This is a genomic window from Kitasatospora sp. NPDC001683 (genome assembly GCF_053596495.1).
In genome coordinates, this window is sequence record NZ_JBSFGK010000095.1 from 1 (window position 1) to 23,204 (window position 23,204).

The 23,204-nt window shown below is 74.6% G+C and carries 18 protein-coding genes and 1 rRNA gene; 14 read left to right on the forward strand and 5 right to left on the reverse strand.

Going from position 1 to position 23,204, the window contains the following annotated elements; translation table 11 throughout:
- From rrf to ACWCYO_RS33530, 9 genes are all read left to right on the forward strand, one after another.
- A 5S ribosomal RNA gene (gene rrf, locus ACWCYO_RS33490) occupies positions 1-81 on the forward strand; the annotation flags it as partial.
- 200 nt (positions 82-281) lie between these two features.
- Complete coding sequence (locus ACWCYO_RS33495; RefSeq protein ID WP_449786319.1) at positions 282-1,691, forward strand: sensor histidine kinase; 1,410 nt, start codon at positions 282-284, stop codon at positions 1,689-1,691.
- Complete coding sequence (locus ACWCYO_RS33500; RefSeq protein WP_449786320.1) at positions 1,643-2,308, forward strand: response regulator transcription factor; 666 nt, start codon at positions 1,643-1,645, stop codon at positions 2,306-2,308. The genes ACWCYO_RS33495 and ACWCYO_RS33500 overlap by 49 nt, the downstream gene beginning before the upstream one ends.
- Before the next feature lie 195 nt (positions 2,309-2,503).
- Entirely contained in the window at positions 2,504-4,132 is a 1,629-nt protein-coding gene (locus ACWCYO_RS33505) for a DUF2637 domain-containing protein (RefSeq protein WP_270146860.1), read from the forward strand.
- Between the two features lie 162 nt (positions 4,133-4,294).
- Positions 4,295-5,584, forward strand: a complete 1,290-nt coding sequence (locus ACWCYO_RS33510; protein WP_449786321.1) for a DUF6986 family protein — start codon at positions 4,295-4,297, stop codon at positions 5,582-5,584.
- A 144-nt stretch (positions 5,585-5,728) separates the two neighbouring features.
- Positions 5,729-6,385, forward strand: coding sequence for a YigZ family protein (locus ACWCYO_RS33515; protein WP_270146863.1), 657 nt, complete (start codon positions 5,729-5,731; stop codon positions 6,383-6,385).
- 208 nt (positions 6,386-6,593) lie between these two features.
- On the forward strand, positions 6,594-8,384 hold the full coding sequence (locus ACWCYO_RS33520; RefSeq protein WP_449786322.1) for a hypothetical protein: 1,791 nt from the start codon (positions 6,594-6,596) through the stop codon (positions 8,382-8,384).
- A 111-nt stretch (positions 8,385-8,495) separates the two neighbouring features.
- On the forward strand, positions 8,496-10,193 hold the full coding sequence (locus tag ACWCYO_RS33525; protein WP_449786323.1) for a restriction endonuclease: 1,698 nt from the start codon (positions 8,496-8,498) through the stop codon (positions 10,191-10,193).
- Between the two features lie 370 nt (positions 10,194-10,563).
- Positions 10,564-11,328: a ZIP family metal transporter gene (locus ACWCYO_RS33530; RefSeq protein ID WP_270146868.1), complete on the forward strand. Its 765-nt coding sequence runs from the start codon at positions 10,564-10,566 to the stop codon at positions 11,326-11,328.
- A 55-nt stretch (positions 11,329-11,383) separates the two neighbouring features.
- On the opposite strand, the gene ACWCYO_RS33535 is transcribed toward ACWCYO_RS33530, so the two are convergent.
- Positions 11,384-12,301, reverse strand: coding sequence for a LysR family transcriptional regulator (locus ACWCYO_RS33535; RefSeq protein ID WP_449786324.1), 918 nt, complete (start codon positions 12,299-12,301; stop codon positions 11,384-11,386).
- 109 nt (positions 12,302-12,410) lie between these two features.
- Between ACWCYO_RS33535 and ACWCYO_RS33540 the strand changes: the two genes are divergently transcribed.
- Positions 12,411-13,352: an EamA family transporter gene (locus ACWCYO_RS33540; protein WP_449786329.1), complete on the forward strand. Its 942-nt coding sequence runs from the start codon at positions 12,411-12,413 to the stop codon at positions 13,350-13,352.
- Here the strand turns inward: ACWCYO_RS33540 and ACWCYO_RS33545 are convergent.
- Positions 13,243-13,788, reverse strand: a complete 546-nt coding sequence (locus ACWCYO_RS33545) for a MarR family winged helix-turn-helix transcriptional regulator (protein ID WP_270146870.1) — start codon at positions 13,786-13,788, stop codon at positions 13,243-13,245. The genes ACWCYO_RS33540 and ACWCYO_RS33545 overlap by 110 nt on opposite strands.
- A gap of 168 nt (positions 13,789-13,956) precedes the next feature.
- Here ACWCYO_RS33545 and ACWCYO_RS33550 point away from each other — a divergent pair, with 168 nt between their 5' ends.
- Positions 13,957-14,289 (forward strand): DUF2218 domain-containing protein, encoded by a 333-nt coding sequence (locus tag ACWCYO_RS33550; RefSeq protein WP_449786325.1) that lies wholly within the window; start codon positions 13,957-13,959, stop codon positions 14,287-14,289.
- Positions 14,290-14,294: 5 nt separating this feature from the next.
- Here the strand turns inward: ACWCYO_RS33550 and ACWCYO_RS33555 are convergent, their stop codons facing one another.
- On the reverse strand, positions 14,295-14,924 hold the full coding sequence (locus tag ACWCYO_RS33555; protein ID WP_449786326.1) for a phosphatase PAP2 family protein: 630 nt from the start codon (positions 14,922-14,924) through the stop codon (positions 14,295-14,297).
- 501 nt (positions 14,925-15,425) lie between these two features.
- Positions 15,426-16,781 (reverse strand): 4-aminobutyrate--2-oxoglutarate transaminase, encoded by a 1,356-nt coding sequence (gene gabT / locus ACWCYO_RS33560; protein ID WP_270146875.1) that lies wholly within the window; start codon positions 16,779-16,781, stop codon positions 15,426-15,428.
- Positions 16,782-17,022: 241 nt separating this feature from the next.
- Between gabT and ACWCYO_RS33565 the strand changes: the two genes are divergently transcribed.
- From ACWCYO_RS33565 to ACWCYO_RS33575, 3 genes are all read left to right on the forward strand, one after another.
- Positions 17,023-19,086 (forward strand): ATP-binding protein, encoded by a 2,064-nt coding sequence (locus ACWCYO_RS33565; protein WP_449786327.1) that lies wholly within the window; start codon positions 17,023-17,025, stop codon positions 19,084-19,086.
- A gap of 175 nt (positions 19,087-19,261) precedes the next feature.
- Complete coding sequence (locus ACWCYO_RS33570; protein ID WP_270146879.1) at positions 19,262-20,827, forward strand: PucR family transcriptional regulator; 1,566 nt, start codon at positions 19,262-19,264, stop codon at positions 20,825-20,827.
- A gap of 144 nt (positions 20,828-20,971) precedes the next feature.
- Positions 20,972-22,414 (forward strand): aldehyde dehydrogenase family protein, encoded by a 1,443-nt coding sequence (locus ACWCYO_RS33575; RefSeq protein ID WP_270146880.1) that lies wholly within the window; start codon positions 20,972-20,974, stop codon positions 22,412-22,414.
- 53 nt (positions 22,415-22,467) lie between these two features.
- Here ACWCYO_RS33575 and ACWCYO_RS33580 read toward each other — a convergent pair whose 3' ends face one another.
- Positions 22,468-23,136, reverse strand: coding sequence for an NAD(P)-binding oxidoreductase (locus ACWCYO_RS33580; RefSeq protein WP_270146881.1), 669 nt, complete (start codon positions 23,134-23,136; stop codon positions 22,468-22,470).
- Between the last annotated feature and the right edge of the window lie 68 nt (positions 23,137-23,204).

Sequence of the window (23,204 nt, forward strand, 5' to 3'; positions counted from 1 at the left end):
ATTCCGAACCCGGAAGCTAAGCCTCACAGCGCCGATGGTACTGCAGGGGGGACCCTGTGGGAGAGTAGGACGCCGCCGAACAATTCTTCAGAAGAGCCCCTGATCCGAAAAGGATCAGGGGCTTTTCGCATTTTCGGACCATCCGAACAGTCGGGTGTTGCTCCCACCACCGACAGGTGGTGCTAGGTCCACCCCGGAATTGGGGTGCCATGGCCAGTGTCCGGAGCGGGTCGTTCGTGAACACTGATGAAGGACGATCGGTACCGGCATCAGGAGCTTGCGTGACCACAGAGACTCGTACGAGCGGCATGTCCGTGCGTGCGCAGACGCGGGAGGCCCTCCAGGCCGGCGGCCAGGGGCTGGCCCGGCTGGCGCAGTTGGTGCTCGCGGCTGTGCCGGGGTTCGTGCTGCCGGTGGGGGCGGCCGTCTTCGCGGGTGTGATGGCTGCCCAGTTCCTGCAGTACTACTTCCCGGCGTCCCTGGTGGCCCTCTCGGTCGCGGCGGTCGTGGGCTCCGCGGTGGCCGCCGCGTGCGTCCGGCGGACCGCGGACCGTACGCGTCGGTTCCTCCAGCGCTGGTACGGCATCCGACTGCCGGCGGTCTACGATCCGCTGCCGAAGCTGGAGTCGGACGAGCGCGGACACTGGTGGACGGGCTACTCGTACCACCGCTCGCAGACGGTCGCGAAGTACGCGCAGCTGGTCCACTGGGGACTGCGGGACCGGACCACCCGCGCCGAGATGCTCTGGCTGGTCGTGAACCCCGTCCTCGTCGCGGCCCTGGGCGGTGCGGTGGGCCTCCTGCTGGTGCTGGGCACGGCCTTCGCCCTGGCCGGCCCGGTGCCGGCGGACGCGTTCGGGCCGATGAGTCCGCGGCTTACGTCCATCGTGCTGAGCCTGGTGGTCGGGATCGGCATGGTGCTCACCGGGATAGTCCTCGCCCCGTACGCGGTGCGCGGGTACGCCGAGGTCGCCCGCAGGGTGCTGGACCAGGACGGCCGGGCGACGCACGCCCAGCTGACCAGGCGGGTGGCCGTGCTGACCGAGACCCGGGCTGACGCGGTGGGCAACCAGGCCGCCGAGCTGCGGCGGATCGAGCGCGATCTGCACGACGGCGCCCAGGCGCGGTTGGTCGCGATCGGGATGACGCTGGGCACCATCGAGCATCTGATGGAAACCGACCAGGAGGCCGCGCGGGAGCTCCTCGCCGAGGCGCGGCAGTCCTCGGCCCGGGCGCTGCAGGAGCTGCGCGACCTGGTGCGCGGCATACATCCGCCGGTGCTCGCCGAGCGTGGACTCGGCGACGCGGTCCGGGCGTTGGCGCTGGACAGCGCGCTGCCGACCGAGGTGTTCGTGAGCCTGCCGGACCGGCTGCCGGCTCCGGTCGAGGCGGCCGCCTACTTCAGCATCAGCGAACTCCTGGCCAACACGGCCAAGCACTCGGGGGCGGAGCAGGTGTGGGTGGACATCCTGTACCGGGCCGGGTTGCTCCGGGTCACGGTCACGGACGACGGTGTGGGGGTCGCGGATCCCTCGCGGGGCACGGGCCTGCGCGGGATCGAGCGCCGATTGGGTACCTTCGACGGTGTCCTCGCCATCGACAGCACGTCGGGCGGTCCCACCACCATCACCTTGGAGTTGCCGTGCGAGTTGTCCTCGCCGAGGACCTCTACCTCCTCCGCGAAGGTCTGATCCGTCTGCTGGAAGCGCACGGCTTCACGATCGCGGCCGCGGTGGAGACCGGTCCCGAGCTGCTGGAGGCGCTGCTGGCCCACCGCCCGGACGTGGCGGTGGTGGACGTCCGGCTGCCCCCGACGCTCACCGACGAGGGGCTCCAGGCCGCGCTCAAGGCGCGCCGGGAGATCCGGGGCCTGCCGGTGCTGGTGCTCTCCCAGCACGTCCAGCAGCTCTACGCGCGGGAGTTGCTGGCCGACGGTACGGGCGGGATCGGCTACCTGCTGAAGGACCGGGTCTTCAACGCGGGGCAGTTCATCGACGCCGTCCGTCGGGTGGCCGCGGGCGGGACGGCGATGGACCCGGACGTGATCGCCCAGCTGATGCAGACGACCTCGCGCCGGCCCGGTCCGCTGCTCGGGCTGTCGCCACGCGAGCGCGAGGTGCTGGAGCTGATGGCCGAGGGCTGTTCCAACTCGGCGATCGCCGCCCGCCTGTCGGTGAGCGACGGTGCCGTGGCCAAGCACATCGCGAACATCTTCAGCAAGCTCGAGCTCGCCCCCGACGAGGACGCCAACCGTCGGGTGCTGGCCGTGCTGGCCTACCTCAACGGCACGGCCGGGCATAGCGGCTGACGGCCCGACCAGCCCGGACGCGCGGAGTGGTCCGCACGGCGACACTCCAGGCTGCGGAAAAGCTGAAACACCCGTACGAGTAAACTCCGGTGGGCCGAGCCCGGAGGTTGCCCAGCCGTCCGGCGGCCCGACTGACGGGAACCGGAAGCCGAGGCCCGTACGGCAGCAGCCGACATCCAGGGGTTGATAGACGTAATGGCACGCCCAACGCTCACCAAGGCTCACCGCGGCCTGCTCGGCCTGGTCGCGGCCGGCGCCTGCATCATCTCGGGGATCGGCTTCGCGGGCTCGTACAACGCGGTGCGCGAGCTGGCGATGAAGAAAGGTTTCGGTGCCTTCTCCTACGCCTTCCCGATCGGCGTCGACGCGGGCATCGTCGTGCTCCTCGCCCTCGACCTGGTGCTGACCTGGCTGCGGATCCCCTTCCCGATGCTGCGTCAGACCGCCTGGTTGCTGACCGTCGCCACCATCGCCTTCAATGCCGCCGCCTCCTGGGGCGACCCGCTCGGCATGGGGATGCACGCCGTCATCCCGGTGCTGTTCGTCGTCGTGGTCGAGGCTTCCCGGCACGCGGTCGGCCGGATCGCGGCGATCACCGCGGACCGACACATGGAGTCGGTCCGGGTGATGCGCTGGCTGCTCTCCCCGGTGCCGACCTTCCGGCTCTGGCGGCGGATGAAGCTCTGGGAGCTTCGCTCCTACGACGAGGTCATCCGGCTGGAGCAGAACCGGCTGGTCTACCGGGCGCAGCTGCGCTTCCGCTACGGCCGCGGCTGGCGTCGGTCGGCCCCGATCCAGGCGTTGCTGCCGCTCAAGCTCGCCAAGTTCGGCGTCCCGCTGGACCCGTCGCTGCTCGACCGGCTGGACGAGGAGGCCCGCGAGCGCGAGGCCAAGGAGGCGCGGGCGGAGAGCCGGTCCCAGGAGCTCGGGACCGAGGTCCAGCAGAACCGTGCCGCCGCGGCCATCGCTCCGGCGGCTCCCGCAGTCGGCGATCCGGCGGTGGCCCCCGCCGGAGCCCGGCCGCAGACGGCCCAGCAGCCTCAGCCCGAGCAGCCCCACCACCCGCAGCCCCACCACCCGCAGGTCCAGCAGCCCGGGCCCGAGCCGGTCCAGGCCGAGCACCCTGTCCAGCCCGAGGCCCAGCCGCAGGTCCCCGCGGTCGCCGCGCCGCTGTCGCCCGAGGTCGCCGCGCCGATGCTGGCGAAGCTGCACGCCGTCCGGCTGCGCGCCGCCCAGGAGCCGGAGCCGGTGGTGGAAAGCGCTCCCCAGCCGCGTGGGGAGGAGCTGAACGTCTGGACCGAGCGCCCGGTCCGCACCACCGGCCACTCCGCCGACCCCGCCCCGGGCGGGCGGGTGCCGGGCCAGGCCTCGCCGTGGTTCAAGCCGCCGCGTCCGGCCGCCGAGGAGCCCGCCCCCGGCGCCGCGTCCGCTCACACCGTCCACGCCCCTGCCCCTGCGCCCCGGCCGCAGTCCCCGCAGCCGCAGGCCGAGCCGACCGTCGAGCCGCAGCACCGTCAGCCGGCCTCCCAGAGCGAGCACCACGCCCAGCCTGAGCAGCCCGCTCCGGCCGAGGAGCCCGCTCAAGGCGCGCAGGCCGAACCGCACCCGGAGTCCCTGCCGCTCGACCAGGACATCGCCTACGACGCCCTGGTCTCCTACATCGACAACCACGGTCACCAGCCCGACCCGCCGCGCCTCGCCGCCTGGCTGACCGCCGAGTACGGCGTCACCGGAAAGGGGCCGGACGGTTCGGTCCACCCCAAGGAGGTCGCCGAGCTCTACCCGCAGCTGCGCGACCGTTACGCCGCCGCCGGACGGGACTGAGCCCGCCCCGCCGCCCGCGACACCCCCCGCCGCCCGCGACGCCCCCCGATACCCCCGACACCCTCCGTCCACCGCCCGGTCGGCCATTGACGCCCGACCCCGCCGGAGCTACCTTCGCCTCAACAAATTGTTGAAGCTCTGGTTCGGCATGGAGGAGTGCGGATGTCGCAGGTCGAGGTCGACGGAACCGGACCGACGGACGGGGCCTCCTTCTCCGCCGCCGCCCGCGATGCCGTGGAGGCGCTGCTCGCCCCGGTGGACGCCGACCTGGCGCGCCGCTACCCGGGCGACTCCGGCACCCGGCAGCCGGTGCACACCGTCTACGTCCCCGCCGACGCCTTCCGTGCCGAGACCGTACGGGAGTGGGGCCGCCAGGCGCTGGAGGCCTTCGACACCCACGCCGGCACCCCTGCCGAGCTCGCCCGCGCCCTCGGCGTCGCCGATGACGAGCTGCTCGCGGACGTGCACGCCCGGGTGCGCGCCAAGCTGGAGCGCGAGCCGATCGAGGACCTGCGGATCGACTTCGAGGACGGCTACGGGCCCCGCCCGGACGCCGAGGAGGACGCCGCCGCCGTCCGGGCCGCCGAGCTGGTCGCCGCCGCGGTGGCCGACGGCGGCGCGCCGCCGTACCTCGGCATCCGGATCAAGTGCATGGAGGAGCCCGTCCGCGCCCGCGGTATCCGCACCCTGGAGCTGTTCCTCGCCACCCTGCTGGCGAACGGCGGCCTGCCGGAGGGCCTGGTGCTGACCCTTCCCAAGGTCACCTACGCCGAGCAGGTCACCGCACTGGTCCGGCTGCTGGAGGACTTCGAGCGCAGGGCCGGGCTGCCCGCCGGCCGGATCGGCTTCGAGATCCAGATCGAGACCACCCAGGCGATCCTCGGCCCGGACGGCCGGGCCACCGTCGCCCTGATGATCGAGGCCGCCGAGGGCCGCGCCACCGGCCTGCACTACGGCACCTTCGACTACAGCGCCTCCTGCGGAGTCAGCGCGGCCTACCAGAGCATGGACCACCCGGTCGCCGACCACGCCAAGGCGGTCATGCAGGTGGCCGCGGCCGGCACCGGGGTCCGGCTCTCCGACGGCTCGACCAACGTGATCCCCACCGGCTCCACCGGGCAGGTGCACGCCGCCTGGAAGCTCCACCACGACCTGGTCCGCCGCTCGCTGGCCCGCGCCTACTACCAGGGCTGGGACATGCACCCGGCGCACCTGCCGACCCGCTACGTCGCGGTCTACTCCTTCTACCGCGAGGGCCTGGCGGCCGCCGCCGCCCGGCTGGCCGCGTACGTCGCCAAGGCGGGCGGCGACGTGATGGACGAACCGGCCACCGCCCGGGCGCTCAGCGGCTACCTGCTGCGCGGCCTGGACTGCGGCGCCGTCGACCCGGCCGAGGTCACCGCGCTGACCGGCCTGGACCGCGCCCGACTGGACGCCCTGGCCGGCCGCTGAGCCTCCGGCCACCCGCCCCGGCCGCCGCCCGGTTCCCGCGGCCGCCGACCCCCCGGTCGCGCGCCAACTAGGCTGGCGGTGCCGCCCCGGACCTCCGGGGTGCGCGCCGCCAGCCGTCGCCGTTCCCGGGAGAACCACCGCGCCATGTCCGCCACGCCGGAACCGACCACCAGGCCGTACCTCACCATCCGGCGGGCCGGCAGCCACGAGACCGAGATCAAGAAATCCCGCTTCATCTGCCACCTCGCCCGGGTCCGCGACGAGGACGAGGCGCAGGCCTTCATCGCCGGCATCCGCAAGCAGTACTGGGACGCGCGGCACAACTGCACCGCCTTCGTGGTCGGCGACGAGCAGCGCCGCGAGCGTTCCAGCGACGACGGCGAGCCCGGCGGCACGGCCGGGGTGCCGATGCTGGAGGTGCTGCGCCGACGCGGCCTGACCGATACCGTCGCCGTGGTGACCAGGTACTTCGGCGGGATCAAGCTCGGCGCGGGCGGCCTGGTGCGGGCGTACGGGAACGCGGTGTCGGAGGCGGTCGACGAGGTCGGCCTGCTGGAGCGGCGGCCGGTCGCGCTGCTCGCGGTGACGGCGGACCACGTCCGCGCCGGGCGGGTGGAGAACGACCTGCGGGCCGCCGGGTACGCGGTGAGCGACCTCGCCTACGAGGCGGCCGGGGTGCGGATCGAGGTGGGCGTGCCGGAGCCGGAGGTGGCCGGGTTCCACACCTGGCTGGCCGAGGCGACCGGCGGTACGGCGGTGGCGGTGCCGGCCGGCCGCACCTACGTCGAGGTACCGGTCTGACACGGCCCCAGCGGGTCGTGTCCCGTAGCCGAGCGGTTGCGCCACGCGGAAGACGGCTTGAACAGATTCACTCGAACGTAGTGTCGTGACCCGGAGTTGGAACTTCCGCTCCGGGCCGTGGCGTTTCCTGGGCAAGGATCCGGCCGAACCGGACGAAAACCATCGATGGAGGACACCAGACCCCACCCCGCTGCACGGAGGTATGCGCATGACCTCAGACCGCTCGCCGTCGCCCGCCGGTGCCGACCTACCCGGCCCCCGCAGCTCCGCGACGCCCTACCGGATGACCGTCACCACCGCCCTTCCGCACGCCGAGGCCGTCGCCCTGGCCGACGAACAGCTCGCCTCCTGGCTGAAGCAGGAGGGCTGCGACGAGCCCCCGCCCACCCCGGATACCCGTTCGGGAGCGTCCCCCGCCGTCGAACGCCTGTGCCTGGGCGAGCGCGTCCTGCTGGACCGGGACCACGGACCGCTGCGCGGCGGCCCGGGCGCCGGCCGCTACGACCGCCGCCGCCTGCGCACCCCGGCCCCGCACGGCACCCGGCAGCTCACCCTCACCGTGGCCACCGGCGCCGGAGGCCCCACCTGGTTCCGGCTGGAGGCCGAGACCCACCACACCGGCAGCGGCGTGCGCACCCCCTGCCAGGTGCCGGTACCCGAGCTCGCCCGCACGTTGCTCCCGCTGCTGGACGCCGCCGACGGCCCGGCCGCCGTCCACCCCGCTCCCCGGGTGATCACGGCCGACGAGGTCGACGGCCTGATCGACGAGCTCTGCGACCCGGAGCGCCGATTGCCCACCGTGGTCGCCAGCGTGCCGGTGAACCTCCCGCTCGACGACTGGGTCGAGCAGGTGGTCCGCCCGCTCTGCCGACGGCTCCCCGGCCTCGCCACCGCCTACGTGCTGGACCCGGGCGCCCGCACCGGGTTCAACGTCGCGCTGGAGTACCACACCGTGTACGGGGGAGCCGTGCGCACCTACCTGCCCGAGGTCGACCCGGCCTCCCGGCAGGACGGTGCCCGCCATCCGGTGCTCGCCCGGGGCCGAATAGAACAGGACCTCCGTCGCGCCGCCGGGCTGCTCGCCCGCGAGCCGCGCCGCCTCGCCGCCGACCAGCCGCTGCCGCCGCCGCTGGCCGCCGTCCCGGTGCTGCGCGTCCCGCCCCCGCGGCTGCGTCCGACCGCCGGTCGGACGAGCCCGGCCGGAGCCGGGCTCGGGGACATGCAGGCGGACCCGGCCGCCGAACTGGCCGCGCTCACCCGCGAGGAGCAGCAGGACCGCGCCGAGCAGCAGGCCAGGGCCGACGAACTGGAGCGGGTCCGGCGCACCCTCCGCCTCGAGCGCCGCGACCGGGGCCAGGGCCGGGACGGTCACGAGGGCCGCCTCCGCACCGCCACCCGCGGCGCCCTGAGCGGCCGGCACTGCGGCGGCCCGGCCGCCGCACCGCTCCCCGGGGCCGGTCCCGCCGCCGTCGCCCGCCGCGCCGCCGCCCAGCCCTCCGGGTGCCCGGGCAAGCCCTCGACCTTCACCGAACTCCTCGCCAGGCTCGCCGAGTTCCCGCTGCTCACCTTCACCGGCGACCAGAAGAGCGCGCTCGCCCTGGACGGACTCCAGTGCGCCGGCGCGGGCTGGGCCCGGCTCGCCTGGGACGGCCTGACGGCCCTGCAGGAGTACGCGGAGGCGGCGGTGCGCGGCGCGGCCGGCGGGGACTTCAAGCAGTGGTGCGAGCACACCCCGGACGGCTGCCACCGCTTCCCGCCCCGCAAGGCGGTGCGGGGGGAGTCCCGGACGGTGTTCAGCCACACCAAGTGGAAGCGCGAGCGGATGCTGCCGGTACCGGAGTGCGTGGACGCCTCCCGGCGCGCGTTCATGGGCGCTCACCTGCGGATCGGCGGCGGCCGCACCGCGCCCCGGCTGCACTACCTGGACGACTGTTCGGGCAGCGGCCGGATCTATGTCGGCTACATCGGCCTGCACCTCACCAACAGCCGGACCAACTGACCGGCTTGGCTGACCGCCACGCCCGTTCGGGGGACAATGTCCGGGGGCGGGGCCGCGGACCGGTCGCTCGCCCCGGGCAGGCGCCGGACGAGCATGGGGGAACGACGACCGATGCAGTACTCAGCAGACGGCCAGTCCGACGGCGCCGCCACCGTCCAGTTCCCCCAACCGGGCTTCCTCGCCTCGGTCTTCCGCGACCTCGGCGCCGACCAGGACCCGGATCCGGACGGCGCCGCAAGCCCGGCCGCGCCCAGCCGCCCCGGCCCGGACACGGCCGGGGACGGCCGGGCCACCGTCGCCCCGTCCGGCCTGGGCCCCGCCGACTCGGGCTCCGCCGACGCCGATCCCGGCGAGGACATCGCGGCGCACGCCCGGGCCGCCGCCCTCACCCACCACCGCACGCTCACCGTCCGGGCCGAGCACGATCGCCTGGCCGACCTACTGCGGCGAGCCGCGCTTCCCGTCTCGGCCATGGACTTCGAGAGCCAGCTGCGCCACTACGAGCCCCGCCCCTACCCGGCCGACGGCCCGGACGCCGTCGACGGGGCCGAGCCCCGCTGGGAGGACTTCGCCCCCGCCGAGCCGACCGCCGCGGACCCGGAGAGCGGTCCGTCCCGCCGCCTGCTGGACTCCGGCTACCAGCGCGAACTGGCCCAGGCCCGCCTCACCCACCAGCGCGCCCTGCGCGAGTGGCGCACCCGCCGGGCCGAGGCCGGCAGCCCGGCCGCCGACGAGTCCCGGCGCGCCCACGAGGCGGCCGAGGAGGCCCGGGCCCGCGCCGTGCGCGAGTACAACGAGAGCCTGGAGGAGTGCCGGCGGGCCTACCGGCTGGCCGAGCCGGCCGCGGTGGAGTCGCTGCTGGAACGGGCGCTGGCCGCCGCCGAGACCGCCACCCAGGACCTGTCGGCCCCCTGCCGGGCGGTCTTCCGCCCGCTCACCCGCACCGCCGTGCTGGACCTCGACCTGCCCCCGCTCGATCTGGTGCCCTCGCTCACCGGCTACCGGCTCGCCCCCGAGGGCGACATCGTCCCGGTGCCGCGCCCGCCCGCGGACCGGGCCACCGACTACCTGCGGCTGGTCGCCCGGCTCGCCCTGCGCTCGCTGCAGGCCGCCGACGCCGTGGACACCGACGAGATACTCACCGGCGTCGTCCTCAACGGCTGGCTGCGCGAGCCCGGCGCGGCCGAGCCGCTCTGCCTGCTCAGCGTGGACGCCGACCGCGACGCGCTCGCCCGTACCCGGCTGCTGCCGCCGGAGACCCCGTACGAGGACCGCGACGACGAGGGCGTCTACGCCGACGCCGAGCAGGACGAGGCCCTGGTCCGGCTGCGCCAGCTCGGCGCCGCCGTCACCCCGGACCCGTACGCCCGGACGGTCGTCCAGCCGGCCGCCCAGGCCGGTGCCACCGTCCCGGCCGCGCCCGACCTGTCCGCCAACGAGTTCGCCCACCTGGTGCGCGACCTGCTCACCCGGGGCGGACTCGCCGAGTGGAGCGTCCGACTGCGCGGCCCGGCCGGGCTGGTCGCCACCGGCGAGGGCGCCCCCGGCAGCGCGCTGCCCGGCCGCTGGGTGGTCTGGGCCTCCCGGGACACCGTGGCGGTCAGCGCGGAGCAGGTCGAGACCCTGGCCGAGGCGGTCCGCGAGGAGTCCGCCGAACGCGGCCTGCGGCTGACCACCGGCCGCTTCGCCGAGGAGGCCCTGGACCTCACCGCGGCGGAGAGCCACCGGCACATCCACCTGATCGACGGCGACGGCGTCCGCGAACTCGCCCGCACCCACCTCGGCCTGCCGCTCGCCGCCGGCCGCTGACCGGCCCCTCGAGCCGGGGCGGCCCGGTCCGACCAGGGCGTTCACCCCGGCGGCCCACCCGGCGGGCGCCCCTCCGTGCCCGGACCAAGGCTGAGGGTGACCGGGCCGACAGGGATCGCGGCCGAGGAGCGGTCGCGCCTCCGGCACCCCCGGGCGATCACCGTCGAACGGCCGTCCGGTACGGTCGGCGGTCGGCCCGGCCACGGGCGGACCCCAGGGGGAGAGGAATGGGCAGAGCGCTCGGCAGACCACACGGCGGCACCGGCCATCCGGCACTCCCGGCCGACTCGCCGGGCCCGGCGGAGCCGGCAACCCCGGCGGCTCCGGCAGCTACGGCGGTCCCGGCGGTCCCGGCGGCGGAGGCGGCCCGATGACCGCCGTCCTGGTCGCCGCCGGGGCGTTCCTGATGACGCTGATCGGCGGCTTCGTCGCCCAGCGCACCGGCGACCGCCGCCACCTGGTGCTCGGCTTCGCCGCCGGACTGATGCTCGGCGTGGTCGCCTTCGACCTGCTGCCCGAGGCCCTCCACCAGGCGCCGGGCGAGGTGCACGGCGTGCCCCAGGCGCTGCTGATGTTCGCCGGCGGCTTCCTCACCATCCACGTGATCGAGCGCGCCGTCGCCATCCACCGCGGCCACGAGGGCGAGTACGCCGAACACACCCACGGTCACCACCACGGCCACGCCCACCGTTCCGGACACCAGGGCATCGGCCTGACCGCCGCGCTGGCCCTGGTCGGGCACAGCGTGATGGACGGCTTCGCGATCGGCGCCGCCTTCCAGGCCGGCACCACGGTCGGCACCGTGGTGGCCATCGCGGTGGTCGCGCACGACTTCGCCGACGGCTTCAACACGTACACGATCACCCACCTGTACGGGAACGACCGGCGCCGGGCGCTGACCCTGCTCGCGGCCGACGCGCTGGCCCCGGTCTCCGGCGCCGCGATCACCCTGGCCTTCACCATCCCGGAGCACCTGCTCGGCCTCTACCTGGGCTTCTTCTCCGGTTTCCTGCTCTACCTGGCGACCTCCGACATCCTCCCCGAGGCGCACAGCCCGCACCCGTCGCGCAGCACCCTGCTGTGCACGGTGGCCGGCGTCGGCTTCATGTGGCTGGTCATCGGCTTCACCGGCTAGCGCACCGAGCCCGCCCGCCAACGTGCCGAGCCCTGCCCACCCGCCGGGCTCCCTGCTACCGCCCCTGGGGCTCCTCGGCCGGGCCCCAGCAGTCCCGCATCGCCGCCAGCGCCTCGGTGATCGCCGGCCGCCGGGAGGCCTGGGAGCGCCAGAGCGCGAACACCCGCCGGCTCGGCTGCGAGGCGACCGGGCGGGCCGCCACCCCGGCCGGCAGCGGGCCCCGGCCGAGCCGGGGCACCACGGCCATCCCCAGACCGGCCGCCACCAGCGCGATCTGGGTCTCGAAGTCGCCGACCTGGTAGTGCACGTCCGGCTCCTCGCCGACCTCGCGCAGGGTGCGGACCAGCCAGTCGTGGCAGATGTTGCCCGGCGGCACGCTGATCCAGCGCTGCCCGCGCAGCCGTTCCACCGGCACCGCGTCCAGCGCCGCCAGGTCGTCCCCGGCGGGCAGCACCAAGTCCACCGGGTCCGTCCCGAGGTCCAGCCGGGAGAGTCCCTCCTGCACCGGCAGCGGCACGCTCGGCCAGTCCTGCACCAGCGCCAGGTCCACCTCGCCCCGCGCCACCAGCTCCGCCGCCGGGTACGGGTCGCTCTCCAGCAGCCGTACGTCCAGCTCCGGGCAGCGCCGGCGCAACTCGGCCAGCACCCCGGGCATCAGCCCGCGCGCCCCGGTCGCGAAGGCGGCCACCAACAGCCGCCCGACCGCCTGTCCGCGCTGCTCCTCCAGCCGTACCTCGGCCTGCTCCACCAGCCCCAGGACGGTCCGCGCGGTGGCGGCCAGCTCGCGGGCCGCGTCGGTCAGCACCACGCCCCGGCCCTGCCGCTCCAGCAGCACCGTGCGGGTCTCCCGCTCCAGCTTGGCGATCTGCTGGGAGACCGCCGAGGGCGTGAAGCCGAGCGCGGCCGCCGCCCCGCCGACCGAGCCGTGCACCGCCACCGCGTGCAGCGCCCGCAGGCGCCCCAGATCCATCATGCAGCGATCCTAAAGCGTTTCCTTCAGTACTCATCGCTGGTGCTACACGTTCCCCGGCCGCCATGCTCGACCCATGACCCCAACACCCGCCGCTCCGGCCAGCGTGAGCATGCGCCCCCGTCACATCGCCCTGGCCGTCCTGGTGGCCGCCGTCTGGGGCCTCAACTTCGTCCTCATCGACGTCGGCCTGGACGACTTCCCGCCGCTGCTGTTCTGTGCCCTGCGGTTCACCGTGGTCGCCGTGCCGGCGGTCTTCTTCGTCGGCCCGCCCAGGGTGGCCTGGCGCTGGGTGCTGGCGGTCGGCGTGGTCCTCGGGGTGGTCAAGTTCGGGCTGCTCTTCCTCGGCATGCACACCGGGATGCCGGCCGGTCTCTCCTCCCTGGTGCTCCAGGGCCAGGCCGGCTTCACCGCGCTGTTCGCCGGCGTCCTGCTGCGCGAGCGCCCGGGCGGGCGGCGGCTGCTCGGTCTGGCGATCGCCTTCGCGGGCATCGCCCTGTGCGCCTTCGACCAGGGCCTCGGCGGCCCGTTCGGCGCCTTCGTCCTGGTCGTGCTGGCGGCCGTCGCCTGGGGCCTGTCCAACGTGCTGACCCGAAAGGCCTCGCCGCCGGACGCACTGCGCTGGATGGTCTGGGTCAGCGCCGTCCCGCCGCTGCCGCTGCTGGCCCTGTCCCTGCTGGTCGAGGGGCCGGGGGCGGACCTGCGCGCGCTGCGCGGGATGACCCTCGGCGGGCTCGGCGCGATCGCCTACGTCGGGCTGCTCTCCACCCTGTTCGGATTCGTCGCCTGGAGCTACCTGCTGCGCGGCTACGACGCCACCGCCGTCGCGCCCTACTCGCTGCTGGTGCCGGTGTTCGGGATGTCCTCGGCCTGGCTGCTGCTCGGCGAGCGGGTCAGCCCGACGGCCGCCGCGGCCGCCCTGCTGGTGATCGCCGGGATCGGGATCAGCGCGCTGCGCCCGGGGGCGCCGTCCGCGGTGGCGGCCCGGCTGCGAGGAAGCGGGCCTCGGCGGCGCGCAGCACTCGCAGCAGCACCTCCTCGTCCTCGGGGCTGACCTCGCCGAAGTACTCCTGCGCCACCTCGTCCCGTACCTGCCCGATCCGCTCCAGCGCCGCGCGCCCGGCCTCGGTCAGCAGGATCCGGACCGCCCGCCGGTCGGCCGGGTCGGGGCGGCGCTCGACCAGCCCCGCCTCCTCCAGTGCGTCGACCACCGTGGTGGCCGAGCGCGGGGCGATGTGCAGCTTCTCCGCGAGGTCGCTCAGCCGCATCGCGTGGTCCGTCGTCTCGCAGCCGGGTACGTGGGCGAGCGTGCGCAGCGCCCGGGCCTGGCCGGGGGTGATGCCGTACGGCTCCAGCCGCCAGCCGGTCTGGCGGCGGATCCGCTTGATCGCCCTGGTCATCGCGTCCGCGAGTTCGGCGGCCGTGCCGGGGGCGCCGGGCCGGGGGCCGGGGGAGGCGGCCGCCGGATCGTCGGGCGGCGTGGTGGTCATCGGCGGTCTCCTCGGCTGGCGTCGGCGCCCAAGCGTATCGGCCGGTCCGGGGCGTGCGGCCGACGCCGGGAAGTGAACGGAGAAATATGTTGAGCCTAGCTCAGCATCTGGGCTACGGTACTCCCCAGTGAGGGGACCCTAAGTTCCCTCCCCGTCCCTGGAGGGCCCATGCCCGTTTCCACCGCGCGCGTCGCCACCGACCGCCCCGCCCGCTACGCCAAGCAGCTCGCCGCCCACATGAGCCGCAAGATCGAGACGTCCTTCTCCCCGGAGACCGGCCGCGGCACCCTGGTCTTCAGCGCCGGCACCGCCACCCTGGAGGCCCAGGCGGACGCGCTGCTGCTCACGGTCGAGGGCGAGCGCGAGAACCTGGCCGGCCTGGAGGACGTGGTCGGCCGCCACCTCGTCCGCTTCGGTGCCCGCGACGAACTCGTCGTCGAATGGCACCGCGACAACGGCGAGGCCGGCCTCGTCCACCGCAACGAGGACCCCGAGGCCTGACCGCCTCAGCCGCCCGGCCGGGGCAGCCACCGGGCGAGCGCCCACAGCGCCAGGGTGGCCAGGCACCAGCTGGCCACCACGTCCAGCACCCAGTGGAAGTCGCTCCACACCAGCCCCGCGCCCACCCCGAGCGCCAGCACCACCGCGCCCGCGGTCAGCCCGCGCGCCGTCCGCGCCCCCGCCACCCGGGCCAGCAGCAGCGCCGCCACGCCGTACGAGAACGTCGCGGTCGCGGTGTGCCCGGACGGGAACCAGCCCCACTGCCCCGGCACCAGCGGGTCCCCGAGCGGACCCGGCCGGGCGAACGCCGCCTTCGCCGGAACCACCAGCAGCGGGATCAGCACCGCGGTCAGCACCGCCACCGGCAACGGCAGCCACCAACACCCCGCCCCCGACCGGCGCCACCACCACGCGGCCAGCCCCCCGGCCGCCAGCAGCACCGGAACGGCCGGCACACCGCTGCCCAGGTCCGACAACAGGTGGCCCAGGTGGTCGAGCAGGGCGCTCGGGTGGTCCCGGTGGGACGAGCCGACGGCCGCGCGCACCGAGCGGTCCAGCCCGAGCAGCGGCCCGTCCATCGCCACCTGCCAGGAAACCAGCAGCAACACCACCGCCGCCACCACCGGCACCGCCACCGAGCGGGCCGCCCGGCCCAGGACGGCGGACAGCCGCCCCGGAGCAGGGGGGAGAGCTCCGGGGCGGCTCTGATGATCGCCGTTCCGTGCGCCCCGGGGGGTGTGGGTCGGACGGTCGGTCGATCGGCCTTCGGTGTGTGCCGACCCTCGCGGGTCGACCTGGTTGTCCTCGCGGCGCCGACGCGGACCCGCCCCTCGGAGAGGCTCCGCGGACGGCTCCGCCAATGGCTGAGGCTCGCTGTCCATCTGTGATGACACTACGTCAACCGCCCTTCCGCACCGAGCGCCTTCAGCGATTCCGCACATCATCTTCACCCCGCTCCGGGCAACCTCGGGGCGGTCCCGTCGATCATGCCGGAGCCGCCCGGACCAGCCCGCGGACGGCCCCACGGGCGCCCCCGCGGACGACCCCGGCGAACCGAACGGCCCGTGGGGACCAGGGTCCCCACGGGCCGTTCAGCGCTGTCCGGACATCCCTCCGGCGGGCAGGTGGCGCCTGGATCAGGCGGCGGTGACACCCTGGAGCGCGAAGGCGCCCTCGATGATGTCCAGACCCTCGGTGAGCAGGTGCTCCGGGATCACCAGCGGCGGCAGGAAGCGCAGCACGTTGCCGTAGGTGCCGGCGGTGAGGACCACCAGGCCCTCGGCGTGGCAGGCCTTGGCCACCGCGGCGGTGAACTCCGGGTTCGGCTCCTTGGAGCCCGGCTTCACCAGCTCCACGGCGATCATCGCGCCGCGACCGCGGACGTCACCGATCACCTCGAACTTCTCCTGCATCGCCCGCAGACGGCCCAGCATGACCTCACCGATCCGCTGCGCCTTGCCGACGAGGTCCTGCTCCTTCATCGTCTCGATGGCACCCAGCGCGGCGGCGCAGGCCACCGGGTTGCCGCCGTAGGTGCCGCCCAGGCCGCCCGCGTGCGCGGCGTCCATGATCTCGGCGCGACCGGTCACCGCGGCCAGCGGCAGACCACCGGCGATGCCCTTGGCGGTGGTGATCAGGTCCGGGACGATGCCCTCGTCCTCACAGGCGAACCACTGGCCGGTGCGGCAGAAACCGGTCTGGATCTCGTCGGCGACGAACACGATGCCGTTCGCCTTCGCGTACTCCACGATCGCCGGCAGGAAGCCCTTGGCCGGCTCGATGAAGCCGCCCTCGCCCTGGATCGGCTCGATGATGATCGCCGCGACGTTCTCGGCGCCGATCTGCTTGTTGATGATGTCGATCGCCTGGGCGGCGGCCTCGGCGGCGCAGTTCTCCGCGCCGGTCAGCCAGCGGTACGGGTAGGCCACCGGCACCCGGTAGATCTCCGGGGCGAACGGACCGAAGCCCTGCTTGTACGGCATGTTCTTCGCCGTCAGGCCCATGGTCAGGTTGGTGCGGCCGTGGTAGCCGTGGTCGAACACCACGACGGCGGTGCGCTTGGTGTAGGCGCGGGCGATCTTCACCGCGTTCTCGACCGCCTCGGCGCCCGAGTTGAACAGCGCCGTGCGCTTCTCGTGGTCACCCGGGGTCAGCTCGTTCAGCTGCTCGGCGACGGCCACGTAACCCTCGTACGGGGTCACCATGAAGCAGGTGTGGGTGAAGGCGGCCAGCTGCTCGCTCGCCTTGGCCACCACGGCCTCGGCGCTGTTGCCGACGTTGGTCACGGCGATGCCGGAGCCGAAGTCGATCAGCGAGTTGCCGTCCACGTCCTCCAGCACGCCGCCGTTCGCACGGGTGACGTACACCGGCAGGGTGGTCCCGACGCCGGCCGCCACCGCACCCAGCTTGCGGGCCTGCAGCTCCTGCGACTTCGGACCGGGGATCGCGGTGACCAGACGGCGCTCCTGCGGGAGCGGCGTTACGGCGCTCATGGGGTATCTCCAGACTTCTCGGCTCGGTGCTTCGCAGGCTACGGCCGCCCTCCCCGGCCGGGCATGCGCCACTCGGTAGCACTGCGCCGTCCGACTTGTCCGGCACGGCCAGCACGGCTTCCACGACTACCCGCAGGCCCCGCTCCACTACCCTGAGCACGGGCGTGTCGCCGGTACGGCGGCATGGGTATGGCGGCACCGACGGCGGTCGGGCCGGGCGGGCGAGGGAGCGGGGCCGTACATGGCACAGGACGGGTCACACCACCACGTCGAACACATCACCACCAGACCCCCGACCCCCCTGCCCCACCAACGGCCCGGCACCCCCGCCTTCGACCTCGCCGCCTGGGCCACCGCCCCGCGTCCCGAAGCCGAACCGGGCGTCTACCGGCTCGGCTACCGCCGCATCGACCCGGAGCGCGCGGAGGCGGCCCGGGTCCCGACCTGGCCGCTGCTGCTGCGGGCGGTGCTCAACGCGGTGGTGGGGTGGCTGGCTTTCGTCTACGGGGTCGAGTTCGCCAAGGACGGGACCACACTCATCGGTGTCCTTCCCTCCCAATCCGCGTTCGTCGCCACCTCCGTGGTGTTGACCCTGAACGCTCTGGTGCTGGGCGTGGTCATCAAGGTATTCGGCCGCATGGGCCGCTGGCTCGAGGTTTGGCGCCGCTACGCCGCCCCGCTGCTGTCGCGGACGGTGACGCAGGAGGAGCCCGTCGAGGAGACGGGCCCGGCGGCGGAGGCGGCCCGCAGGCTGGACCCGTGGGACGGGTTGCGCCGGGGCGGGGCGGTGGAGGCGGCGGTGCGGCTGGAGGCGGAGGCCGTCGGCGACGTCGACTACGTGCGGATCCGGCGGGCCTGGGAGTCCGCGCAGGCGGACCCGGTGTTCGTGCCCGCCTTCACCGAGCAGGTGGCCGCCCGCGGCGCGGCGGCCTTCGCGCATCCCTCCGAGGCGCGCGAGCTGCCCGGCCGCGCTCGGCGGCACGATCTGCTGCTCGGCCAGGTCTGCCTCGGTGTCGCGCAGGACGTGCCGAAGAACCCGCTGAGCCACCGGGCGGCCGACTTCGCGCTGGACCCGGCGGTGCTGGGCACCTCGCTGCTGGCGGTGGGCCCGGCCGGGACGGGGAAGACGGCGCGGCTGGCCCGGCCGGTGGCCGAGGCGCTGTGCCTGCAGGCGCTGGCCGGTACGGCGTGCGCGGTGGTGGTCGGGGCGGCGGACGCCGACCTGGGCCCGGACGCCTGGTACGACGTGGTGATCGCGCCCGGCGACCCGGCCTCGGTGTACGGGCTGGACCTCTTCGGTGCGGCGCGGGACCCGGACGAGGCGGCCGCCCGGCTGGCCGACGCGCTGCTGCCGGACGAGCTGACCGCCCGCGCGGAGAACGCCCGGACGGCGCTGCAGCAGGTGGTGGGCCCGTTCCACGCCGCGTTCGGCCGCTACCCGGGGGTGCGCGAGCTGCGGGCGTTGCTGGGCGGCGAGCCGGATGCGCTGGCGGCGCTGGTGAAGGCGCTCGGCGTGGCCGGCCGGTTGGCCGCGTACGAGCGGGACCTGGAGCACCGGGAGCGCCAGCGCGACCGGGCGGACGACCCGGGGACGCTGCTGGCGGACCGGCTGGGCCTGTTGGAGCGGCCCGCGTTCGAGGGGGCCTTCGCGACCGACGGCACGGGCCGGCCCCCGTTCGCGATGCGGGTGCTGGACCACCCGCTGCGGGTGCGGGTGAAGCTGCCCGAGCGCAGTCACCCGGAGGCCGCCCGGATGCTGTCCCGGCTGGTGGTGGGGCAGTTCGTGCAGGCGGCCGGGGCCCGCGAGGACCGCTCGCTGTTCGCGGGCCTGGTGGTCGACGACGCCTCGGCGGCCTTGGACGCCAACACCGTTCGCGGCCTGCAGCGGATGCGCGGCGCGAACGCGGGCGCGGTGCTGCTGCTGCGCACCTTGGTGGACCTGCCGGAGGCGCTGCGGGCGCCGCTGTTCGGCGCGGTCGGCTGCCGGATGGCCTTCCCCGGGATCGCGCCCTGGGACGGGCGGCTGTTCTCGGAGGCCTGGGGGACGCACCTGGTGCAGGAGACGGCGGTGACCCACACCCCCGACACCTCCGGTGGCGTGGTGAGGCGGGTCGGGCGGATCGGGCGGAAGGCGTTGTCGGGGACGACGGCGCAGACGGAGTCGGTGACGACGCGGGATGTGGAGAGGCTGCGGTGGTCCCCGTCGGATCTGGCGCACGCGTTGCCGGCGGGGCACGCGGTGGTGTCGTTGACGGCGGTGTCGGGGGAGCAGGTGCCGCCGTTGCTGGTCGACCTGCGGGGGTGAACGGGCGTGAACGGGGGCGACCGGGGGCGGCGGTAGGGAAGTCGCCTTCGAGGTGGATTCGGCAGTGCTGGTTGTCCGGGGCGTCCATAATGAAGGGGAGAGACCCTCACTAGTCCCACTGCCCTCTCCTCGCCCGGCCGCAACGGCGCGGTCAGGTCGACCCCCCGAAGGTGCCATGCCCCCCACACTCGCCTCCGTCGTCCGCAACAGTTCGCTCCACCTGACGGTGCTCGCCGGTGCGGACCACCTGGAGCGGCCGGTCCGCTGGGTGCACACCAGTGAGCTGGACGACCCGACGCCGTTCCTGGAGGGTGGCGAGCTGCTGCTCACCACCGGTATCAAGCTGGGCCGCACGGCGGCGCAGCTGCAGGCGTACGTGCACCGGCTGGCCGATGCCGGGGTGGTCGGGCTGGGGCTGGGGGTGGGGCTGTCGCACACGGAGGTGCCGCAGCCGCTGGTGGAGGCGGCGCAGCAGCGGGGGCTGCCGTTGCTGCGGGTGCCGGAGCCGACGCCGTTCATCGCGATCAGCAAGGTGGTTTCGGCGGCGCTGGCCGCGGAGCAGTACGAGGCGGTGACGACCAGTTTCGAGGCCCAGGAGGAGCTGACCCGGGCGGCGCTCGGGAAGGACGGCACGACGGCGGTGGTGCGTCGGCTGGCGGCCCGGCTGGGGGGCTGGGCGGCGCTGTACGACGGGTCGGGAGCACTGTCGGTGGTGGCGCCGGACTGGGCGGCGCGCCGGGCCGGGAGGCTGGCGGCGGAGGTGGACCGGCTGCGGCGGCGTCCGGCGCCGTCGAGCGCGGCGCTGCAGGGGCGTTCGCCGGGGATAGACACGGCGGACGAGGACTACGTGGTGGTCCAGTCGCTGGGGGCGGACCGGCGGGCCCGGGGTTTCCTGGCGGTGGGGACCGAGGACCGGATCACGCCGACCGAGCGGTACGTGCTGAACGCGGCGGTGGCGCTGCTGACCCTCACCCTGGAGCGTTCGCGGGAGTTGCGCCAGGCGGAGGAGCGGATGGGCGCTGCGCTGCTGCGGATGGTGCTGGCGGGTGAGGTGGCGACGGCCCGGCAGGTGGCGGTGGGGCTGTTCGGCGGGATGCCGGAGGGGACGATACGGGTCCTGGTGGCCGGGGCCGGGCCGACCGCGGATGCCGCGGAAGCGCTCGCGGAGCTGGGGGACCGGGCCGAGCAGGCGGGTGCCCGGGTGGGCGAGAAGCTGCTGGTGGCGCGGGAGGACGGCGCGCACGGGCCGCGGCTGATGGTGCTGGCGCTGGACAACGGCGCGGTGCACCGGGCCTGCCTGGGCGTGGTGGAGGAGCACGAGGGCCTGTCGCTGGGCGTTTCGGCTCCGGCCGCGCTGGAGGAGGCCGGTACGGCGCACGCGCAGGCGGAGCGGGCGCTGGCGGTGGCGCTGCGCGGTGGCCGCAGGTCGGTGGACCACGAGGAGGTCGGTGCGGGTTCGCTGCTGCCGCTGCTCGGGGAGGACGCGGTGACGGCCTTCGCGGAGGGGCTGCTGCGGCCGCTGCGCGAACACGACCGGACGGCCCGGGGTGACCTGGTGGCCTCGTTGCGGGCGTGGCTGTCGCGGCACGGGCAGTGGGACGCGGCGGCGGCCGACCTGGGAGTGCACCGGCACACGCTGCGCTACCGGATGCGCCGGGTCGAGGAGCTGTTGGGCCGTTCGCTGGACGACACCGACGTGCGGATGGAGCTGTGGCTGGCGCTGCGCTCCGGCGAGGAATAGAACACACGCCTGGACGCGGTGGAGTGGCCCCGGAGCCGAACACTCCTGGTCGGCCAATCCGATCGGCCTGCCCTCGCCCCTACCCTCGGGTTCGGGTCCCACGCCCGTGGGCCGTACGACGACGAGGAGAGGGCCGGTACCACGGTGACCACCACGTACGATTTCTGGCTCGCCGGCCGCCGGGCGAGCGGTGACGCCGACTTCGAGGTGCACAACAGCTGGGACGGCCGTCTGGTCGGCAGGGTCAGCGTTCCGACCGAGGCCCAGGTCGAGGAGGCGCTGGACGCCGCCGTGGCCGCGCTGCCGGTGTTCGCCGCCACCCCGGCGCACCAGCGGGCCGCCGCCCTGGACCACGTGGCCAAGCGGCTGGCCGAGCGCACCGAGGAGCTCGCCCGGCTGATCACCGCCGAGAACGGCAAGCCGATCAAGTGGGCCCGCGGCGAGGTGGGCCGCGCGGTGTCGGTCTTCCGCTGGGCCGCCGAGGAGGCGCGCCGGACCAACGGCGAGACGATGCGGCTGGACACCGACCCGGGCGGCGTGGGCCGTTTCGCGGTGGTCCGCCGTTTCCCGCGCGGGGTGGTGCTGGGGATCGCCCCGTTCAACTTCCCGCTGAACCTGGTCGCCCACAAGGTCGCCCCGGCGATCGCGGTCGGTGCCCCGATCATCCTCAAGCCGGCTCCGGCGACCCCGCTGTCGGCGATGGTGCTGGGCGAGATCCTGGCCGAGACGGACCTGCCGGTCGGTTCCTGGTCGATCCTGCCCGTGCCCAACGACCGGATGCCGGCCCTGGTGCAGGACGGGCGCGTGCCGGTGATCTCCTTCACCGGTTCGGACAAGGTCGGCTACCAGATCATGGACTCGGTGCCGCGCAAGCACACCACCCTGGAGCTGGGCGGCAACGCCGCGGCCGTGGTGCTCGCGGACTGGTCCTCGGAGGCCGACCTGGACTGGGCGGCGACCCGGATCGCGATGTTCGCCAACTACCAGGGCGGCCAGTCCTGCATCTCGGTGCAGCGGGTGATCGCCGACGCGTCGGTGTACGACGCGCTGGTGGAGAAGGTCGTCGCCAAGGTCGCGGCGCAGGTCACCGGTGACCCGAACGACGACGCGACGGACGTCGGCCCGCTGGTCGACGAGAACGCCGCGAAGCGGGTGGAGTCCTGGGTGGACGACGCGGTCGCCAAGGGCGCCAAGGTGCTCGTCGGCGGCACCCGCGAGGGTGCGACCTATGCCCCGACCGTGCTGGCCGAGCTGCCCGCGGACGCGATCCTGGCCAAGGCCGAGGTGTTCGGCCCGGTGCTGTCGCTGCACCGGGTGGAGGGCGTGGCGGAGGCCTTCGCGGCCGTCAACGACTCGCCGTTCGGCCTGCAGGCGGGTGTGTTCACCCACGACCTGCAGACCGCCTTCCGGGCGCACCGGGAGCTGGAGGTCGGCGGTGTGATCATCGGCGACGCGCCGTCCTACCGTGCCGACCAGATGCCGTACGGCGGCGTCAAGGACTCCGGCGTCGGCCGTGAGGGCGTCAAGTACGCGATGGACGACTACACCGTCGAGAAGGTCATGGTCCTGACCGGCCTCGATCTCTGAGGGGCCGGCTGACGCGGGGCCCGGTCCGGTGCGGACCGGGCCCCGCGTCGCGTTCAGCCGTCGTGGCCGGCCGCGGCGGCGACCGCCTCGGCGACGGTGGCGTTCCCGGCGACCAGCTCCAGGGTCTGTCCGGCGGTGCCGGGCTCGTGCAGCAGCGCGGCCAGGACGGCGGCCACGTCGGCCCGGTCGACCGTGCCGCGGCCGACCGAGGGGGCGAGGCGGACCAGGCCGGTGCCGGGGCCGTCGGTGAGCGACCCTGGGCGCAGCACCGTCCAGTCCAGCGCGGTGCGGGAGCGGACGGCGTCGTCGGCGGCGCCCTTGGCCCGCAGGTAGGTCTGGAAGACCTCGTCGGCGGGGTGGTGGGCGGCCGCGTCGGCGCCCATCGAGGAGACCATGAGGTACCGCCGGACCCCGGCGAGTTCGGCGGCGTCGGCGAGCAGGACGGCTGCGTCGCGGTCGACGGTGTTCTTGCGGGCGGCGCCGCTGCCCGGGCCGGCGCCGGCGGCGAAGACCACCGCGTCGGTGTCGGCGAGCAGGGCGGCGAGCTGCGGGGCGGTGGCGGACTCCAGGTCGAGCACCAGCGGCTCGGCGCCGGCGTCGACGAGGTCCCGGGCCTGTTCGGGGCGGCGGATGATCCCGGCGGGGCGGTCGCCGCGGTCGGCGAGCAGCCGTTCGAGTTTCAGCGCGATCTGTCCGTGGCCCCCGGCGATGACGGTACGCATGGTTCCGAAGGTAATCGGAATGATCGGGGGTCGTCCTGGGGAGCGCCGTGAACAGGACACAATGGGCA

Bases quoted from the DNA above. Each gene is read 5' to 3' on its own strand.
- ACWCYO_RS33505 (WP_270146860.1), top strand. From the start codon at position 2,504: ATGGCACGCCCAACGCTCACCAAGGCTCACCGCGGCCTGCTCGGCCTG.
- ACWCYO_RS33530 (WP_270146868.1), top strand. From the start codon at position 10,564: ATGACCGCCGTCCTGGTCGCCGCCGGGGCGTTCCTGATGACGCTGATC.
- ACWCYO_RS33520 (WP_449786322.1), top strand. From the start codon at position 6,594: ATGACCTCAGACCGCTCGCCGTCGCCCGCCGGTGCCGACCTACCCGGC.
- ACWCYO_RS33550 (WP_449786325.1), top strand. From the start codon at position 13,957: ATGCCCGTTTCCACCGCGCGCGTCGCCACCGACCGCCCCGCCCGCTAC.
- ACWCYO_RS33535 (WP_449786324.1), bottom strand. From the start codon at position 12,301: ATGATGGATCTGGGGCGCCTGCGGGCGCTGCACGCGGTGGCGGTGCAC.
- ACWCYO_RS33510 (WP_449786321.1), top strand. From the start codon at position 4,295: ATGTCGCAGGTCGAGGTCGACGGAACCGGACCGACGGACGGGGCCTCC.
- ACWCYO_RS33545 (WP_270146870.1), bottom strand. From the start codon at position 13,788: ATGACCACCACGCCGCCCGACGATCCGGCGGCCGCCTCCCCCGGCCCC.
- ACWCYO_RS33580 (WP_270146881.1), bottom strand. From the start codon at position 23,136: ATGCGTACCGTCATCGCCGGGGGCCACGGACAGATCGCGCTGAAACTC.
- ACWCYO_RS33570 (WP_270146879.1), top strand. From the start codon at position 19,262: ATGCCCCCCACACTCGCCTCCGTCGTCCGCAACAGTTCGCTCCACCTG.
- ACWCYO_RS33565 (WP_449786327.1), top strand. From the start codon at position 17,023: ATGGCACAGGACGGGTCACACCACCACGTCGAACACATCACCACCAGA.
- ACWCYO_RS33515 (WP_270146863.1), top strand. From the start codon at position 5,729: ATGTCCGCCACGCCGGAACCGACCACCAGGCCGTACCTCACCATCCGG.
- gabT (WP_270146875.1), bottom strand. From the start codon at position 16,781: ATGAGCGCCGTAACGCCGCTCCCGCAGGAGCGCCGTCTGGTCACCGCG.
- ACWCYO_RS33540 (WP_449786329.1), top strand. From the start codon at position 12,411: ATGCGCCCCCGTCACATCGCCCTGGCCGTCCTGGTGGCCGCCGTCTGG.
- ACWCYO_RS33525 (WP_449786323.1), top strand. From the start codon at position 8,496: ATGCAGTACTCAGCAGACGGCCAGTCCGACGGCGCCGCCACCGTCCAG.